The sequence below is a fragment of the Faunimonas pinastri genome, assembly GCF_900110915.1.
Classification (GTDB): Bacteria; Pseudomonadota; Alphaproteobacteria; order Rhizobiales; family Afifellaceae; genus Faunimonas; species Faunimonas pinastri.
In genome coordinates, this window is sequence record NZ_FOFG01000042.1 from 1 (window position 1) to 1,234 (window position 1,234).

The 1,234-nt window shown below is 60.7% G+C and carries 1 protein-coding gene; it reads right to left on the reverse strand.

Features of this window, described 5'->3' with window-relative positions:
- Nucleotides 1–54: 54 nt before the first annotated feature.
- Nucleotides 55–1,154 (reverse strand): IS3 family transposase gene (locus BMY25_RS20320; RefSeq protein ID WP_092500101.1). Its coding sequence is split into 2 segments (ribosomal slippage): nt 55–902 and nt 902–1,154, totalling 1,101 coding nucleotides; the frame shifts between segments, so codons are not numbered across the junction.
- Nucleotides 1,155–1,234 lie beyond the last annotated feature (80 nt).

Here is a 1,234-nt window from a genome sequence, read left to right on the forward strand (position 1 = left end):
TGACGTGCTCCCCGAGTTTGGACCGCCCGGCTGGAGGATTTCCGGGGGTGCTGCTCAGGCTGTCGCACCGTCTCCTGAGCGTTTCATCAGCTCGATCGGCGTCTTATGGCCGATGGAGCTGTGGGGGCGGATCTCGTTGTAGTCTCTACGCCAAGCTTCCATTTTGGCGCGAGCGTCGTCAAGGCTCATGAACCAGTGAGTGTTCAGGCATTCGGCCCGGAATTTGCCGTTGAAGGACTCGATAAAGGCGTTGTCCGTCGGCTTGCCTGGCCGGGAGAAGTCGAGAATGACGCCTTTCTGATAGGCCCACAGGTCAAGGTCGCGGGAGATGAACTCCGAGCCCTGATCGACCCGGATCGCTTTGGGGTAGCCGACCTCGGCACACATGCGCTCCAGCGCTTGCACCACGTCTTCGCCGCGATAACTGAACCGCGGATCGATCGCCGGGGAGAAGCGCGAGAAGGTGTCGACGACCGTCAGAATGCGCAACTTGCGGCCTGTGGCGAGCTGGTCGTGGACGAAATCCATCGCCCAGGTCTGGTTGACATGGGTTGCCACGGTACGGTCGTCCCGTAGCCTTGCCTTCACTCGCCGCCTCGGGACCTTGTTCCTGAGCTGAAGGCCCATCTCCTTGTAAAGACGGTAGATCCGCTTCGGGTTCACAGTCCAGCCCTCCCGCCGTAGCAAGACGTGGACGCGGCGATAGCCGTAGCGCACACGCGTCTCGGTGATCTCCTTGATACGCGTTCTGAGAGCGGCCTGATCGTCGCGCCGGGGCCGATAGGTGTAGAGCGACCGATCGATCCTCAAAGCCGAACAGGCCCGCCTGACCGATACCTTCCAGCTCGCCCGTACCTCGTCCACCAGCCGACGTCGACGAGCAGGCCTCAGAGCTTTTTTGAAAGCACGTCCTGCAACATGGCCTTGTCGAGGGACAGGTCCGCGACCAGCCGCTTCAGCTTGGCGTTCTCCTCCTCCAGCTGGCGCAGCTTCTTCACCTCAGACGGCATCATCCCGCCATAACGCTTGCGCCAATTGTAGAAGGTCGCGTCCGAAATCCCTGCCTTGCGGCAGACTTCCGCAACCGCCGTGCCCTCATCGGCCTGCTTCAACACAAAGGCGATCTGCGCCTCACTGAACTTCGACGTCTTCATGGAATTCTCCTCGTCCCGATCCCGGGATCATAAGTGGAAAATTCCAGCTCAAAACGGTCCGAATTCCTGGAGGCACGTCA